This is a genomic window from Mycetocola manganoxydans, from assembly GCF_003667545.1.
In the GTDB taxonomy this organism is placed as follows: domain Bacteria; phylum Actinomycetota; class Actinomycetes; order Actinomycetales; family Microbacteriaceae; genus Mycetocola_A; species Mycetocola_A manganoxydans.
Window position 1 is genome coordinate 107,903 of sequence record NZ_RCUV01000009.1, and the last position, 16,518, is coordinate 124,420.

10 protein-coding genes and 1 pseudogene are annotated in these 16,518 nt (G+C 66.2%); 6 read left to right on the plus strand and 5 right to left on the minus strand.

Going from position 1 to position 16,518, the window contains the following annotated elements:
- Nucleotides 1-84: 84 nt before the first annotated feature.
- Entirely contained in the window at nucleotides 85-2,058 is a 1,974-nt protein-coding gene (locus tag D9V29_RS09825) for a cell wall-binding repeat-containing protein (protein WP_121673138.1), read from the plus strand.
- 376 nt (nucleotides 2,059-2,434) lie between these two features.
- A pseudogene (locus tag D9V29_RS15140) lies at nucleotides 2,435-2,872 on the plus strand (TOMM precursor leader peptide-binding protein); the annotation flags it as partial.
- Here D9V29_RS15140 and D9V29_RS09835 read toward each other — a convergent pair.
- Together D9V29_RS09835 and nudC are read right to left on the minus strand one after the other, a co-directional pair.
- On the minus strand, nucleotides 2,808-4,550 hold the full coding sequence (locus D9V29_RS09835; protein ID WP_121673140.1) for an ATP-dependent helicase: 1,743 nt from the start codon (nucleotides 4,548-4,550) through the stop codon (nucleotides 2,808-2,810). The pseudogene D9V29_RS15140 and the gene D9V29_RS09835 overlap by 65 nt on opposite strands.
- Nucleotides 4,547-5,488 carry an NAD(+) diphosphatase gene (gene nudC / locus D9V29_RS09840; protein ID WP_229790503.1) on the minus strand — a complete coding sequence of 314 codons (942 nt, stop codon included), beginning with the start codon at nucleotides 5,486-5,488 and terminating at the stop codon, nucleotides 4,547-4,549. Before nudC ends, D9V29_RS09835 begins: the two co-directional genes overlap by 4 nt.
- 145 nt (nucleotides 5,489-5,633) lie before the next feature.
- Here nudC and D9V29_RS09845 point away from each other — a divergent pair, with 145 nt between their 5' ends.
- Nucleotides 5,634-6,980, plus strand: coding sequence for a phosphotransferase (locus D9V29_RS09845; RefSeq protein ID WP_229790502.1), 1,347 nt, complete (start codon nucleotides 5,634-5,636; stop codon nucleotides 6,978-6,980).
- On the opposite strand, the gene D9V29_RS09850 is transcribed toward D9V29_RS09845, so the two are convergent.
- Nucleotides 6,884-10,159, minus strand: a complete 3,276-nt coding sequence (locus tag D9V29_RS09850) for an ATP-dependent helicase (protein ID WP_121673143.1) — start codon at nucleotides 10,157-10,159, stop codon at nucleotides 6,884-6,886. The genes D9V29_RS09845 and D9V29_RS09850 overlap by 97 nt on opposite strands.
- On the minus strand, nucleotides 10,156-13,272 hold the full coding sequence (locus D9V29_RS09855) for a UrvD/REP family ATP-dependent DNA helicase (RefSeq protein WP_229790501.1): 3,117 nt from the start codon (nucleotides 13,270-13,272) through the stop codon (nucleotides 10,156-10,158). The genes D9V29_RS09850 and D9V29_RS09855 overlap by 4 nt, the downstream gene beginning before the upstream one ends.
- A 170-nt stretch (nucleotides 13,273-13,442) precedes the next feature.
- On the opposite strand from D9V29_RS09855, the gene D9V29_RS09860 reads away from it, so the two are divergent.
- Nucleotides 13,443-13,667 (plus strand): DUF3107 domain-containing protein, encoded by a 225-nt coding sequence (locus tag D9V29_RS09860; RefSeq protein ID WP_121673145.1) that lies wholly within the window; start codon nucleotides 13,443-13,445, stop codon nucleotides 13,665-13,667.
- Between the two features lie 10 nt (nucleotides 13,668-13,677).
- Nucleotides 13,678-13,965: a hypothetical protein gene (locus D9V29_RS09865; RefSeq protein WP_121673146.1), complete on the plus strand. Its 288-nt coding sequence runs from the start codon at nucleotides 13,678-13,680 to the stop codon at nucleotides 13,963-13,965.
- 30 nt (nucleotides 13,966-13,995) lie between these two features.
- Here the strand turns inward: D9V29_RS09865 and D9V29_RS09870 are convergent, their stop codons facing one another.
- Nucleotides 13,996-14,712: a ferritin-like fold-containing protein gene (locus tag D9V29_RS09870; protein ID WP_229790500.1), complete on the minus strand. Its 717-nt coding sequence runs from the start codon at nucleotides 14,710-14,712 to the stop codon at nucleotides 13,996-13,998.
- Between the two features lie 118 nt (nucleotides 14,713-14,830).
- Between D9V29_RS09870 and D9V29_RS09875 the strand changes: the two genes are divergently transcribed.
- Nucleotides 14,831-16,273 carry a DEAD/DEAH box helicase gene (locus tag D9V29_RS09875; protein WP_121673147.1) on the plus strand — a complete coding sequence of 481 codons (1,443 nt, stop codon included), beginning with the start codon at nucleotides 14,831-14,833 and terminating at the stop codon, nucleotides 16,271-16,273.
- Nucleotides 16,274-16,518: the final 245 nt, after the last annotated feature.

The following is a 16,518-nucleotide window of genomic DNA, read 5'->3' on the forward strand; positions in this document are numbered from 1 at the left end:
TTGCCGACGGCGATCGGACGCACGGTTATGATCGATAGCGTCTGAGGGGAGACAACTGTGGTCGAGGTCAACCCTCATGAAGGTATGACAACGCTCCCGAACACCAGAGCCAGAGCCTCGGCGCGCATTCGCCGTGCCGGGATCGGCATTGTCGTCGCGCTCGCTGTTGTGGCTGCTCCGAGCCTGACCTCGGTCGCCTCCCCCGCCGCCCATGCGGCGGCGGCCCCGACGGTGACCCGTTTGTTCGGCGCCGATCGTTACGGTACGGCCGTCGAAATATCGAAGGCCGGGTTCCCGGCCGGCGCCTCGACGGTCTACATCACGACCGGTGCAAACTATCCTGATGCTCTCTCTGCCGCTCCGGCAGCGGCAGCGGCAGACGCGCCACTCCTCCTCACCCCCGCGGCGGGCCTTCCTCCGGCTGTCCAGACGGAACTCGCACGGTTGAAGCCAACGTCCGTCGTCATTCTGGGCGGCACGGCAATCGTCTCTGATGCGGTTGCAGCAGCGGCCACAGCGCTCGGAGCGCGAGTCTCGAGGATCGCCGGCACCGACCGCTATGACACGTCCCGGCTGGTGGCCGAGTTCGCATTCCCTCAGGCGAAGACCGCCTACGTCGCAACTGGCGCAGACTACCCGGACGCTTTGGCCGCTTCGGCTGCCGCCGGAGCCATCGGGGCCCCCGTCGTCCTCGTCGACGGGAAGAAGCCGTCGGTCTCTCCGCCGACGGCAACCGCCTTGACCTCCGTCACCACTGCCATCATCGCCGGAGGGACAGCGATCGTCTCCGGCGGTATCGAGGCGGCGCTGAAGCAGTCAGGGAAGACGGTGGCCCGACGGGCGGGTGCGGACCGCTATCTCACCGCTCTCGCGATCAACAAGGCGGCGTTTCCCACTGCCTCCCGCGCACACGTTGCGGTCGGAAGCTCCTTCGCCGACGCCCTCGCCGGCGCGTCACTGGCCGGTAACCGCGGCAACCCCCTGTATCTCTCCCCCAGGGCGTGCCTGAGTGCACCGGTGGCTGCAGACATCTCCACCCGCCTTCAGCCGACCGAAGTCACGCTGCTCGGTGGCCCTCTCGTGCTCAACGATCGAGTGGGTGCCCTCCAGAACTGCGCCGCAGCCAAGAAAAGCTCCGACGCCACCCTGACCTCCCGCCTGAACGCGGAGTTGCCGAAACTGCCCGGCTCGTACGCGGTCTCCGTGCGTGAACTCTCCGGAGTCGGCACCGCTGTCAGCATCCGCGGTGCCGACATGAAAGAACCCGCAAGCACCATCAAACTCTTCGCGGTGTACGCCGCTCTGAAGCGGGTGGACCAGGGCCGGTTGTACTTCTCGAGCCGCACGTCCTCCGGCACCACCGTCGCCGACTGCATGCGCGTGGCAATTCACATCTCCGACAACCCGTGCCACGTCGACCTGATCAATCTGATGGGCGTCTCCAGCCTGAACAGCCAGTTCGCCGCCGAGGGCTACAGCCGGACCCACTACACCGGGAATGTCAACGGAACCTACTACTCCAGCAAGACGAGCAGCACCAACGACCTCTCCCTTCTCCTGTCCCGGCTGGAGAGCGGCACACTGTTGAGCCCGGCGTCGACGAAGTACATGCTCACCCTGATGAAGACGCAACTGTGGAAGAACCGCATCGCCGTCGGTCTGCCCCCCAAGGTCGCCCACGGTTCGAAGATCGGGCTGCTCTGGGTGTCATCGGGCGTCGTCGAGAACGACGCTGCGATCGTTTACGCCCCGAACGGAACCTACGTCCTCTCGGTGCTCGGCAGCAGGAATGCCACCAAGGCGGGCATCGCCCGAATATCACGGGTCGTGTACGAGCACTTCAACGGGACATTCGGCGCGGCGGCCTCCTATCCCGTTTTGAACATGTACGTGCAGAAACCCGTCGTGATGTATTCCCGCCCCGGCAGCGGCGCTCTCCGGACGATCGGATACGGAACCCAGGTCGAAGCGATCGACAGCGTCCGCGTCTGGTACCGGGTCCGCGTCGGCACACAGACGGGATACATCCACTATTCGGGGCTAGCCAACCGCTACTGACCGCACCTGTGGAAAATCCGCGCGCCGTTTCGGCGGGTGCGGCATGATTCCCGGCATGCTCTACAGACTCGACCCCCGGTACCCGATCGTCTGGCGTAACACTACGTCCCTGCAGATCGGCGCCGAGCACCCGCTCGCGCGACTCGAGCAGGTCACTCCAGCGATCGAACATCTGCTCGGCGCCCTCATGGCCGGCGCCAGTCGCCTCCAGCTCGACAGGCTCGCCGAACGAGTCGGTGCGGAACCGTCTGTGGTCGATTCGTTTCTCGCTGCGGTCGCGCCGGCACTCGTACCGGAGGAACGGCAGAGGGAGGTACCCGGCTGGATCGTCGACGGGGAGGGAAAGACGGCCGACGGCATCCGCTCTCTCCTCGCGATGTCCGGTATTCCGGAGGCGACGCCGGAAACGGGTCCGCCCGCCGTTGCGGTTCTCGTGTCGACACATGTCATCGATCCACGCCGCTATGTGCGCTGGCTCAGCCTCGACGTGCCGCATCTGGCCGTGGTTTACACCGACATCGGCGTGCAGATCGGCCCTCTGGTCGAACCCGGTTCCGGCCCCTGCCTGCACTGCCTCGCGCGCGAACGCACCGATACGGATGCCGCATGGCCCGCGATGGCATCCCAGCTGCTCGGTCAGCCGTCGTTCGCGGAGAGTGAGCCGTTGATCAGTGAAGTGTGCGCCCGCGTGACCCGGATCGTGACGGCGCGGATCGTGGACGGCTCGAACGACCTCGTGTCTGCGTCGCTCAGGATCGACGCGTTCCGGGTGTCTGGGAGCCGGACAGAGCACCAGCCGCACCCGGAGTGCGGATGCCGATCTCTGTCAGAAAACGAGACCGTTCCCTGGGTTGCGGCGACCGCGCCGAGCGTTCCGACCACGACATGAACAGCTTTGACCGTGCGCGCGTGATGCCGACGTACATCAGCCGCCGCTCTTCGTCCACCTGATCAAATGTCTTGGCATAGCTGATCGGAACGAGGCCCTCGCTGAGTCCGAGCAGGTAGACGACGTCCCATTCGAGTCCCTTGGCCGAGTGCAGCGTGGCAAGGGTCACCGCGGACACCGTCGGTTCGTGTTGACCCGCCTGCCGTTCAAGCAACTCGTCCGTGAACTGCCGGAAGGTCGTCCCAGGCGGCGCCTGATCGACGAGGGCCATGATCGCGTTGAGCGACTCCCACTTGTCGCGAACGGCCCCAGCGGTCTCGGGTGCCACTTGCGTCCAGCCGAGGGAGCGCAGGACGTCGCTGACCGATTTGAACAGCGGCTCACCGGTGACCGAGACGGATGCCCCGCGGAGCGCCATGATCGCCTGACGAACCTCGGGCAGGTCGAAGAACCGCTTGCTGCCCCGCAGCAGGTACGAGATGCCTGCATCGCCGAGTGCGGTTTCGAGCATTGCCGCCTGCACATTGACCCGGTACAGGATGGCGATGTGCTCCGGTTTGGTCCCCGCGGCTATCTGCTCGAGAACGGACTGGGCGATGGCGCGCGCTTCAGCCATGTCGTTCGGATGGCTCGTGATCTGCGGGAGCGGGTGATTGTCTGCACCGCGGTTGGCGTGGAGGCTGAGCGCACCCGGGCGTCCGCGCATGAGCCGGTTGGCCGTATCGACGATTTGCGGCGTCGAACGGTAGTTCTGTTCCAGACGCACCACGGTGGCATCCGGGTGTCGCGACGGAAAATCGAGGAGGAAGTCGCTCCGTGCGCCTGCGAACGAGTAGATGGTCTGGCTGGCGTCTCCCACGACGCAGACGTCGTTCCTGCCCCCGATCCACAGTTCGAGCAGCTGTTGCTGCAGAGGAGAGACGTCCTGGTACTCGTCGACCACGAAGAACCGGTATTGCTCGTGAACCTGCATCGCCACGGCCGGCTCGGTCTGGATCATGCCCGCGCAGGCCAGGAGCACGTCCTCGAAGTCGAGTTGCCTGCGTTCGTCCTTGAGGTCCTCGTAGGTTCTGAGCATGTCAGCGACCTGATCGATGGCGAGGTTCTGCGGTGTCGGTCGGTTCGCCGCGGCGTACTGTTCGATGCTCAGACCGGAAACCTTGCGCCACTCGACCTCCGCCGCGATGTCACGCAGGGTGGCGGTGTCGAGTTTGAGATGGAGTCGCTCCGCAGCGTGGCCGAGCATCTTGCCTTTGCTCGGGATGAGTGCCGGCATGATGCCGCCGACGGTGTGCGGCCAGAAATAGTTGAGCTGGCTGAGAGCCGCCGCGTGGAAGGTGCGCGCAGCGACTCCCCCGGCACCGAGATGGCGAAGCCTCGAGCGGAGTTCGGCCGCGGCACGGTTGGTGAACGTCAGCGCCATGACGCGATTGGCGGCGTATGTGCCCGTTGCGACGCCATGGGCGATCCGGTGGGTGATCGCCCGGGTCTTTCCGGTGCCGGCGCCGGCAAGGACGCAGACCGGTCCGCGGAGCGCTTCAGCGGCGACGCGCTGATCGTCGTCGAGACCCGCGAGAAGGTCGCCTGGTTCGATTCCGCTCATGCCCGCGAATCAGCCGGTTCGATCGCTGCGAGGTGTGCCGTCTCTGCCAGATCCGGCCCGCCGTCCGCGACGAGCCACAGGTCGATGAGATGCCGGGCGATCGACGTCGACCCTGGGAGAAGGAGCGTGCCGACTTCGCTGCGCAACTGCTCGCGACTGAGCCAGCGCAGATCGACGATTTCCTCCCCGTCGGGCAGGAGAGCGTCCGGGTCTTCGCCCTGGGCGACGCGGGCGGAGAAGCCGAGCATCATCGACCGGGGGAACGGCCACGGCTGCGAGCCCAGGTACTGCGGGTTCTCGACGCGCACCCCGGATTCTTCGGCGATCTCGCGGCAGACGGCACTCTCAAGAGACTCGCCTGCCTCGACGAAGCCGGCGAGGAGTGAATAGCGACCTTCCGGCCAGAGTACGTTCGAGCCGAGCAGGAGCCGGTCGTCGTTGTCCAGAACGAGCACGATGACGGCGGGATCGGTTCGTGGAAAGACCTGGGTGTTGCACGAGGGGCAACGCCTCGCCCAGCCGGCGAGTTCAGGGTGTGTCTCTGCACCGCACCGGTGACAGTGGGGGGTCGATCCGTGCCAGTTGGCCAGCGCCACAGCAGCCGTCATGAGCGCTGAATCTCCCGGTTCGAGCGAAGCGCCGGAGTCCCGGAGGGAGACCCAGCGTTCCGGATCCGGCTCGAGAGCCGTGGCACCGGCATCCGTCACCAGAGCGGCGATGACCGGAGAGCCTGCTTCCGCCGCCGGGCCTTGTTCGACGGTCCTGCCGAGGTAGAACAGGGATGCGGCGTCATCGGTGACGGATGCTCCGGCGAGAGCGAGGCGCTCGCCGCTCATCAGCGTCTTTCCATTCCAGAGCGGCAGCACCCGGCAGGCGGGATCGCCCACCAGTTCGGTGAACAGGTCGGGACGGACGCGGACGTCAGCATCACGATTCACGGCACTTCGAGCGAGCGGAAGGTCCGTGAGCGCACCAAGATCGAACAAAAGCACTCCCACCTGCAAGGGCGTGGCGAATAGCTGCCACAGGGCCGGGCAACCTAACCTAGATGCCATGGCCAGATCGCATCTAACTCTAGCCGCGTTGGCTACTTCAGCCGTCGCGGACCTGCAGATTCTCGGCGCAGGCCCGTTCGGACATGGGACGACCGGGGACTTCGACTCAGCGCTGCTCCGCACCGGAGACGACCGCGAACTGGTGGTGCGGGTTCCCGCAAATGAGCGTGCCGCAAGCGAGCAGTCGGTCGAGCTCATTGCCCTGCAGGCCATGACCGCTGGCATCCGAAGCCGTCTTCCGTTCGAGGTCCCGACCGTCGTCGGGCAGGGCTCGACGCGGGGAACCCGTGTGGTCGTGTACAACCACTTGCCCGGGTACAACGTTGACGCCGCCGACATTCCCGCCGGCGACGGCGCCGCGACCTCGATCGGCGCTGCGATTGCCGCCATTCATACTCTTCCCGGCTCTTTCGTCGCCGAGGTCGGCCTGCCGCACCTCACCGCGGAGGAGTGCCGGAACGAAGCGCGCAGTGTGATCGAACGTGCTGCATCGACGCGACAGTTGCCGACGGCGGTCCGCAAACGGTGGACGGATGCTGCGGCCGATGACAGCCTGTGGCAGTTCCAGCCAACCGTGATCCACGGATCGCTCGGCGCAGATTCCTTCATCCTCACCGATCATGAAGTCGGTCCGATCGTCACCGGCGTGCTCGGCTGGGGTTCACTCCGCGTCGGCGACCCTGCTCGCGACCTGCACTGGCTCAGCGGCGCGGGGGAAGCGGCGGAGAGCGTGCTCGCCGCATACCGCTCGTCCGCGACTCGGTCACCGGATCGCCTGCTCCTGCAGCGGTCGATGCTCCACGCCGAACTGGAACTCGCGCGCTGGCTTCTGCATGGTGTCGACGCGAGGGACCAGGCGATCATCGACGACGCGGTCGGGCTGCTCGACGGGCTCGTTGACCATGTACTCGGCGATCTCATGAACCCGCTCTCGAATACCACCGGTCCGATCCTCGCCGTATCTGACGTCGAAGACATGCTGAGCCGCACGCCGCAATCCAGCGCGCCGGCCGGTTCGAGCGGAATCGGCATGCAGACCGACAGCTACGACCGTTCCGAACTCGAGGCAGTGTTCGGGCGGGATGCCGAAGGCATCGCTGGAGCCGACGAGAAGCGGGACCCCGACTCGGCCGAGCACGATGACGACGAGAACCCTCCCGTGGCCGAGAAGCACGATGGTCACCCGGACACTGTCGAGACGGGGCCCATCACCGTCGTCTCGCCCGAGGATGCCGCATCCGACATCATCGCCGCGCGCGGTGACCGGGGCGACGCCGGCTACACCGCCGAACTCGACTTCTCGGCGCTCGAGCTGGCCGAATCCGGCGAGGTCACTCCCCTGACCCAGCGCCGCCCCAACTCCTCGGCCGAGTAGAGGGTCGCCGGCCGGATCACCCGATCGTCGGTGACGTAGTAGAACACAGCGTCGATGAGCTCGGCGGGCACGTCCTTCCACTGGGCGAATGCGAGCCGGTACAGGGCGAGCTGGTACTGCCGCTCCTCCAGCTCGGCAGCAGTCTTTGGCGCCTTTCCCGTCTTCCAGTCCACGATCTGGTAGCGTCCGTCTCGCTCATAGACGGCGTCGAGTTTGCAGATGATGATCTGCTCGCCGAGGACGAAATTGATCTCACGTTCGACTTCGATCGGCCGGAGGTTCGCCCACTCGGACGCTTCGAAGGTGCGCTGCAGGACCGCAAGCTCATCGAGTTCGCGTTGCTCGAGAGGCAGAAGCGTGCCTGACGCATCGTCCAGGTCCTGCTCCAAAAGACTGGAATCAAGGGATTCCTGGCCGCCGGCGATGCCGGAGCGCTGCTCGACCCAGCTGTGGAACAGTGTGCCGAGCCGGGTCTGGCGGTAGGGCCGTTCCGGAAGCGGACGACGCATGCGCGTGGCCAGCCCCGCGGCATCCGTCACGAAATCCTTGAACCGGGATGCCGGGACCCGGTCGGGCATCGTCACGTATTCGTCGGAAGCGAGCCGGGCCTCGCGTTCGGCGAGGAGCAGCGCAATGTCGTTCGACCACACAGTCGGCAGGGTCGGGTCGGCAGTGCGGACGGCATCAGCCGCCGCCACGACCGACGGTGCACGCGCACCGAGCGGATCGAGCGGCCAGGACACCTCGTTCTGGATGTCGGCGAGCGGGTTCTCCTCGAACTGCGACTCGTCGGGCAGGCCATCGCAACTCGACGGAACAGCGGTGACGATCTCCTGGAGAAATTGCCCGGGCCCACGCGGCTTCGACTGTGTCGCCCAAAATGAGCCGCTTGCGAGGAGTGCGTCTTTCGCGCGGGTGACGGCGACGTAGGCAAGCCGCCTCTGCTCCGCGGCGTTGCGGTCTTCGAGCCCGTCGCCGAACGCTGTGTAGGCAGCGTCGAAGTCGCTTTGCGTCGCTGCTGAGCGCCAGGCGAGGGTCGGCAGCTCTGCACGGTCACCGCGGAACTCGTAAGGAAGCTCGCCGAACGCGGTCCAGCCGCGTTTGCTGCGAAGCGTGCCGGGCAGTTCGTCGCGAACCATCCGCGGGACGGCGACGCTGTCCCATTCCAGTCCCTTCGAGCCATGGATTGTGAGGATCTGCACGGTACCTGGCTCGGGGTCCTCGCCACGGGGACTGAGGTTCTCCCGACGTTCCGCCTCAGCCAGCCACGACAGGAACGGCCCGAGTGTTCCCCCCTCGGAGACGGCGAGGTACGAGGCGATCTGCTCGGAGAACGCGTCGAGACTCGCTTGCCCGAGCGGGTTCTGGTCGTTGGCGGCGACCTCGATGTCGAGCAGGAGTTCCTGCACCATAAGGTTCACGAGGTCGTACAGGTCGAGCCCGGAGCGCCGTCGGAGAGCGGCGAGTTGACGGGAGACGAGTCGCATCCGACGGATGCCTTCGGCACTGAAATCGCGAAGCGCCGTGTGGTTCGCCGGTGCCGTCTGGAGAAAGTCGAGGGCATCGACGATCGATTTGCCGTCGTCGTGGGCGGCTGAGGATGCGATCTTCTCGCGGACGTCTTCGGCGATGAGCCGCTGCGACAGGTCACGGTCGGCGAGCCAGCGGGCGAGGCCGCTGAGCGCTTTGATGTCGCGCGGACCGATGCGCCACCGAGCACCGGTGAGGAGCCGGACCAGTTCTGAGCCCGCTGTCGGATCGTGAAGAACGCGCAGCGCAGCGACGAGATCGACGACGACGGGCTGTTCCAGCAATCCGGCGACGCCGAGAATGTGGAAGGGAACGTTGTTGCGCCGGAGCGCCTCGGTGAACACGTCGACCTTCTTGAGGGAGCGACACAGAAGTGCGGCGCTTCGCTGCCCGCCCCTGCTCGACTCTCGGCTGATCTCAAGCGCGAACCAGCGCGCAACAGCGTCCGCCTCCTCGACGACCGTTTCGGCGAAGACGACCGAGATGTCGCCGGGTCCGGCGTGCGGCGCGCTGGCCAGACGGCGGACCGGCACTCCCGGGGTGGCGGGGAGCGGCCCGACGATGGCGTTGGCCGCGTCGAGCACACGGCCGGAGTTTCGCCAGCTCGTCGACAGGGCGAACGTGTCTGCCGAGCCTGCGGGGGCGAAGTCGGCGGAGAAACGAGCGAGGTTCGCAGCACTCGCGCCGCGCCAGCCGTAGATGGACTGGTTGGGGTCACCGACAGCCATGACAGCGTGCCCGGCGAAGAGGCGGGAGAGAAGGTCGGTCTGCACCACAGAGGTGTCCTGGTACTCGTCGAGAATGACGACTCCGAATCGCGAGCGGTACTCCTCTACCACCCGCGGCACCCTGCGGCAGATCTCGAGAGCGAGAGCGACCTGATCGCTGAACTCGACAAAACCGAGACGCTGCTTCTCGGCCGCGAATCGCTCGGCAAGGTCAAGGATGAGCCCGAGCGAGCCGATGTCGGCGACCGCGTCTGTGACGCACTGGTACGGCACACGTTTCTTCGACGAGCCGTCGTGGAGGGGAAGCTCGCTGAGGCGGAGGAACTCCGCCGCGAATGTCCGGATGTCATCGGTGCGGCCGGTCGCGTCGTTGTCGCTGAGGGCGTGGCTGAGCGAGATCACGGCTGCCGTCACCTGGTCGACGCTCTTGTCGATGCCCACGAGGCGGTCGTCGCCACTGTCGACGACGATCTGCCTCGCCAGTCGCCATGCCGACGCCTCGGTGATCACCGTCGCGTCCGGTTCGCGGCCGATGAGCCGGGCATACTCGCGGAAGAGTCCACTCGCGAACGAGTTATAGGTGGCGATCGTGGGAGCCTCGAGCACATCGATGCTCAGTGTCGGGTCCTCCTCGCGCTGGAGTTCCTGCAGCTGACCGATCCGTTTGCCGACGCGTTCGGCGAGTTCTCCTGCGGCCTTGCGGGTGAATGTCAGACCGAGGATCTCGGGTACGCGGACTTTGCCGTTCGCGAGAAGCCAGACGATGCGGTTGGCCATTGTCTCGGTCTTGCCGCTTCCGGCTCCGGCGACGACGAGCGCCGGGCTGAGGCCGGCTTCGATCACGGAGACCTGCTCAGGGGTGGGCTGGGGCAGGTCGAGCTTCCTGGCGATGTCGCGGGCGGACAAGGCGACGCCGGTCATGCGCTCACCGCCGCGACGAGGTGAATGCGGTACATCGGATCAGCCTTCGGGTCGCGTTCGTCCAGATTCGGGTTACCGGTGAATTCCGCGGCGGCCATGCCGTGACCGGCGGTGACGACTCTCGCGGTGAACGCGTCTCGTTCGTCGTCGGTCATCGGCTGCTGGGTCAGCACCTTGTAGTTCTTGCCGCGGGTGCCACCGGAAACGTACAGCAGGGTTGCGCCGCCGGCCGGGTCGTCCGGAGTTGTCCCCTCGATCGCCCCTGCCGCGAGCGCCAACTGGTAGCCACCGAGCTGCGGGTTCTCGGCGACCTTCGTTTTCGACGGAGCCGTCTTGCCTGTCTTCAGGTCGACGATCACGATTTCACCGGTGGGAAGCCGCTCGACGCGGTCGATCGTCCCCGACAACCGTACCTGGCCGAGCGTCACGCTGAACTTTCCCTCCGCACCGATGGCCTCGCTACCGGCCCGGTGGAAGTCGGTCAGGTAGTCGGACAGACCCTCGACCAGCCGGGACGTGAGCCGGCGCTGTCGCTCAGCAAGCCACGGCGCTTCAAAATACAGTTCGGACCAGTGTTCATCGATATGTTGCCACAGCCGCTCGACGCTGACGTCGTCGTCGGTAAGCTCTGCCGCCGGAATCCGGCCCGCCTTTTCCATGGCGGCATGCACGACGGTGCCGATACCGGCCGCGAGCCCGGACGGTGCGGCAGCCATGGTGTCGATGAACCAGGCGAGTCCGGACTTCTCGAACGTCTCGAGCTTCGATGGAGAGACCGGCACCACCGATTCCGGGTCGGTCAGGTCGACGAGCGGAGCGGTCGTCGACGGCTCGAGCAGCCCGTACCACTCCTCCGGGTCGGCACCGGGCACTCCCTCGGCGCCGAGGCGGGCGAGAGCGGATGCCGCGTGCGGGTCACCCGTCGTGACCAGCCGCCTGCGCAGGCTCCCGACCATGCCCCGGAGAGACAACGGATGCTCCCCGTCGCCGCGGCGCACGGGCTCAACCGCGCGAATGGCCGGGAAACGGAGAAAGGCGGACGGCTGTTCGTCGTCGTTCACCGCTGCCGACAGCACAACCTGCGTTCGTGCTCTCGAGATCGCGAGAGCGAACATCCGCAATTCGTCGGACAAGACCTCTGCGCGAGCGTCGAGATCGGCGACGGGGAGTCCGGCAGCGAGCTGGCTGAGGTGATGCGGGTAGAGCAACGAACCGCGCAACTGCGGGTTGGGCCACGCTCCATCCTGCAGGCCGGCGACAACGACGACGTCGAACTCGCTGCCGACGACGGAACTGGGAGTGCCGAGAAAGACGGCGTCTGCCGCTGACTGCGGGGTGAGTGAGTCCTCGGGGACTTCGGACGCGAGGATTTCATCCACGAACCGTCCGGCAGGCTCGGCGGGGTGCCTCTCGACGAACCGCTTCGCCGCGGTGAACAGCGCCATGACGCTGTCGAGATTACGATTGGCTTCGTCTGCGGCGAGACCGGAGCCGAGCGCGTGCGCCGACCATGTCGCGGCGAGGGAACTGCGCTCCCAGAACAGCCAGAGCAGCTCTTCGATGCTCGCTCCGGCGTCAGCGGCCACCCGTGCGTCTGCGAGGGTGGTGGCGAATCGCCCCGCTGCCCGTGCTGCCGCCGAATCGATGGTTGCGAATCGCCCCGGCTGCTCAAGCGCGTCGACGAGGAGCTCGTCTCCTGAGCGAGTGCCGTCTCCCGCCAGTTCTTCATGCCGGAGCGCTCGTCGGATCCGGCGCAGCGAGATTCCGTCGAGGCCACACAGCGGCCCGGTCAGGAGAGATGTTGCGAGCTCTGCCGACGGTTCGGTGCGGCCGAGGACGAACGCCACGGCGGCAATCAGCTGGGCGGAGGCGTACTCGGCCCGGATGGTGCGCCCTCCCGCCGGTGCAGCCGCGGGAACCTCAGCGAGGGCGAGCGCACGCGCCAGAACGGGAATGGTCGCACCCGACCGGACGATCACCGCCAGCCGCGACCACGGGATGTTTCCGAACAGGTGGTGTTCGCGGAGAGCGCGGGCGATCTGCTGGTGTTCTGCCGCTGTCGATGTTGCCTCGAGGCGGACGATCGCTGGCGACTGGTCGATGGTGAACTCGTCACGTTCGATGGCCTGGGCGGCGCGGTGGGCGATCGCACCGGCTGTGCCCACTCGCTCGGTCACCTGCCGCACAAGTGAACGGATGTCGGCGCCGTGGCGATACGACGTGGAGAGCGTGTGTCGCTCCACCGGAACACCGAGCGCGCTCCCCAGTCCGGCGAGTGCCGCCGGATCAGACCCCCGGAACGTGCTCGACGTGACATCCGGGTCCCCGAAGGCGATGACGGCGACACCTCGGCGAGCGAGGGCGCGTAGGAGCGCGAGAGCAGACGGCCCTTGCTCCTGGAAGTCATCGATGACGACGAGGCGCAGCGATTCGAGTCCGAAGCCGCGCGAAATCTCGGTTGTCGCCTGAGCGACGATCTCAGCCGAGTCGAGGTAGTCGCCACCGAAGCTGTCGACCACTCCCTCGTACTCGGCGATGAACCGGGCAGTTGCAACCCACTCGGGTCTGCCGTGCTGGCGCCCCAGTCTCGCAAGCGAATCCGGGCGCAACCCGGCCTCGACGGTGCGCATCATCAGCTCGCGCAGTTCGGTGCGAAACCCCTTGAGCCGTCGCACATCGGCAACGAGCGGTTCAGGCCAGTCCGGACCTGCGCCGTCTGCTTCATGCCAGGCGAGAAGCTCGGCGATCACCGTGTCCTGCTCGGCACCGGTCAGGAGCCGGGGCTGCTCTCTGCCCTCGAGAGAAGCCCGGGCGCCGACGATCGAGAACGCGACCGAACTGAGTGTGCGGGCGAGCGGGCCTTCGGTTGGGACGCCGACCCTCAGCGCGAGGCGATCACGAAGCGCCGCAGCGGCCCTGCGGTTCGGAGCGAGAACGAGGACCTCGGCCGGGTCATAGCTTCGACGCGCGATTCGTTCGGCGACGAGTTCGACCACCGTCGACGTCTTGCCTGTGCCTGGTGCCCCGCTGATCGCCGCGCTTGCACCGTCCGCGAGATCCAGAACCGCCTGCTGCGAAGCATCCGGGACGAGCAGTTCTCCTGCAACCGTCACACGTCGTGTGCTCTGAAATCCGCGTATCGCCACGACAGTCAAGCTACCGGGCACCACCGACACCACCGGGATGCCGTGCCGCGCCTGTTCGCTCTCGGCGCTCGCGGGCGGTCGAGACCGATCGACCAACTGCCGTAATGTTGCTGGTAACGCAAGGAAAGGTGCTTTACGTGGAGATCCGAATCGGTATTACCAACAGTGGGCGCGAGCTCAGCTTCGAGTCAGCACAGACCGCCACCGAGATCGAACAGACGATCTCTGACGCACTGGGCTCGGACAAGAGCTACTTCACCCTCACCGATGACAAGGGCCGCCTGTACATCGTTCCGTCCGCCGGGCTCGCCTACGTCGAAATCGGCAGCGAAGAGACCCGCCGCATCGGTTTCGTCGGCTAAGGATCCCTTCGTGGAACTCCTCTTCATCATCCTGTTCGGCATCGTCGCAGGAATTGGTGTTCACTACGCGTTGCCGTGGCGCGGCACCCACGGGGTCGCACTGATCCCCGCCGTCGGCGGAATCGTCGCCGCGGTCGTCTGGGTCGGGCTCACCTGGCTCGGCTGGGCATGGGACGGCGGCTGGATCTGGGCCGTCACCCTCGTCGCAGCACTTGCCGTTGCGGCGGCAGTCGACATCGCCCTCGGTCGCTCGCGTCAGGTCTGGGACCAGAAGCGACTGGTGGCGCTCGGAGGCTGAGGCCCGCCTCGATTAGTTTCGCCCAGGCGATCAGGCAGTCAGCCCGAGTGCGTCCATCCGGCGGGTGTGAGTCGCGATGAGTTCGGTGAACACCGGCTCGATCCGCTCTTCATCCGACTTGCTGTGACCCTCGAGGTTGAGCGCCGACTGAGCCAGAAGCAACGTGTCTCCGACGAGCCGCCTGCCGCACATCGCGAAGAAGTGGGCGCGTTTCGGGTCGACCGCGATGGCATCCGTCAGCAGTTCGACGATGCCGGCCGAACCGGAATCCGCTCCGAGAAGGCTCGCGTATCGTGCGCCGATCTCCGATGGCAGGCCGTCCGAGAGCCGGATGAAGAAGTCGTCGAGGAAGCCCTGCGTGACGTACAGGGTGAGCAGGCTCTCGTTGACGGATGCTCCGCGCGTCAACTCGAGGAATCGATCGATCCCGGGAACGAACGGCGCCATCACCTCGGTCGGGTCTTCACCCCGGCGTCGGATCTCGGCGACGAGCCCCTGGTGCTTAGCCAGGGCGAAGCCGGCGGCGGCCGAGAGGGTCTGGGTGGCGTCGAGGTCCTTGGACGTCGCGCTGATGTTCGAGATGGACTGGAAGAAACAGAGCTGCAGGTAGGCGACCTGGCCGAGGTAGCTGGAGGTATCGGGCGCAAGCTCCGCGAAGTCCACCTTGGTGGCCTCGATCGTGCCCCCGCGAGCGCGAAGGCGCGGCAACGGCGCTCGGGACCGGGACGCGCTAAACCATGAAACCACGGCTCCAGTGTAGATGTTCGGTAGGCTAGGCCTTGTCCCCGGCATCGGATCGGGACGCTACGCCTCAAAAATATGCAGGGCGTAGACCGCTTATATGCATTGACAGGCAAGCACACACGTGACTTTTACGGATCTCGGCGTCGACCAGGACATGGCAGACGCTCTCGCAACAAAGGGCATCCTCGAACCCTTCCCCATTCAGGAACAGACCATTCCCCTCGCGCTTGACGGCCAGGACATCATCGGACAGGCCAAGACAGGAACAGGCAAGACGTTCGGTTTCGGTCTCCCCGTTCTCCAGCGCATCGGCACCGACCCGGCTCCCGGTGTCGTCGCCCTCATCGTCGTCCCGACGCGCGAACTCTGCGTCCAGGTCACCGAGGACATCGAACTGGCCGCGTCGAACCGCCCGACGAAGATCGTCTCGATCTACGGAGGCAAGGCGTACGAAGGACAGATCGAGCAGCTCAAGGCCGGCGCACAGGTCGTCGTCGGAACCCCCGGCCGCCTGATCGACCTCAACAACCAGCGGCTTCTCGACCTGTCGAACGTGCGCGAGATGGTGCTCGACGAGGCAGACAAGATGCTCGACCTCGGCTTCCTCGCCGACATCGAGAAGCTTTTCTCGAAGACGCCGACCGACCGGCACACGATGCTGTTCTCGGCGACGATGCCCGGCCCGATCGTCGCCCTTGCGCGTCGCTTCATGTCGAAGCCGATCCACATCCGTGCTTCCGATCCCGACGAAGGCCTCATGCAGGCCAACATCAAGCACCTCGTCTACCGCGCGCACAACATGGACAAGGACGAGGTCATCGCCCGCATCCTGCAGTCCGAGGGCCGCGGCAAGACTGTCATCTTCACCCGGACGAAGCGTTCGGCCGCAAAACTCGTCGAAGAGCTCAACGACCGCGGCTTCAACGCCGCTGCTGTGCACGGCGACCTGGGCCAGGAACAGCGAGAGCGCGCCATGGCCGCGTTCAAGGCGGGCAAGAAAGACGTCCTCATCGCCACGGATGTCGCGGCTCGCGGAATCGACGTCAACGACGTCACCCACGTGATCAACCACACCATTCCCGAGGACGAGAAGACGTACCTGCACCGCGTCGGCCGCACCGGGCGCGCCGGCAAGACCGGTATCGCCGTGACCTTCGTCGACTGGGACGACCTGCACAAGTGGGCGCTCATCAACAAGGCGCTCGACTTCGGACAGCCAGAGCCGATCGAGACGTACTCGTCGAGCCCTCACCTGTTCACCGACCTCGACATTCCTGAGGGCACCAAGGGACGTCTCCGCCCCACGTCGATCGTGGCTCCCCCGAGCCGCGGTGCGCGTGAAAGCGGATCCCGCGATGGTGGCCGCACCCGGAGCGAGGGTAGCTCGCGTGAGTCGTCACGCGGTCGCGGCCGCACTCGCACCCCCTCGACGGATGCTCCGCGCGACGAGACCCCTGTTGTCGCCGCCGGCACGCACGACGGGCAGGGCGCCGAGCACCACGACGGGAACAGTGCGCCGCGTCGCCGCAGCCGCACCCGCCGGCGCACGAACCGCCCGGAGTAGTTCCGGAACCACGAAAGGCCCGCTCGCACCTCGGTGCGAGCGGGCATTTTCGTTGCGCGGGTGCCGCCCATCGGGCCCGAAGGGTTACTCCTGATGCGTCCGAACGTCCCTTATGACCAACCGATGTCGCAGCACATCCAGCACCCGCTCAAGTCACCTCAATTCGCTGCACGACCAGCTCGAATCACCACACTTTGTCGCCCAAACGCCCCGGCACAGACAAAGTTCGGCGATTCGACGCGCAC